Annotated in this window: 1 protein-coding gene; it reads left to right on the top strand. The window is 65.9% G+C overall.

Features of this window, described 5'->3' with window-relative positions:
* The coding region (locus GJV78_RS22875; protein WP_155110336.1) for a pertactin-like passenger domain-containing protein at positions 1 to 302 on the top strand (302 nt) is incomplete at both ends.

Genomic DNA, 302 nt, shown 5'->3' with positions numbered 1-302 from the left:
TTCACCACCCTTGACATCGCTGACCTGAGCGGCAGCGGCACCTTTATTATGCGCACCGACATCGTCGGCGACGGAGCGACCAGCGCCGGGGATAAGCTGAGGGTCACCGGCAGCAGCTCCGGGAGCCATCTGCTGACCATCAGAAACCAGGGAAGCCTGGCCACCACCGGCAGTGAAGTGCTGACGGTGGTTGAGACCGCCGACGGGGGCGCGTCGTTTGCCGCGACGTCCCGGGTGGAGCTGGGCGGCTATCTGTATGACGTGCGCCGGAACGGCAACAGCTGGGAGCTGTATGCCGCCGG

It is taken from the genome of Intestinirhabdus alba (genome assembly GCF_009711095.1).
GTDB lineage: Bacteria > Pseudomonadota > Gammaproteobacteria > Enterobacterales > Enterobacteriaceae > Intestinirhabdus > Intestinirhabdus alba.
This window is presented reverse-complemented; position numbering and strand designations above follow the sequence as displayed.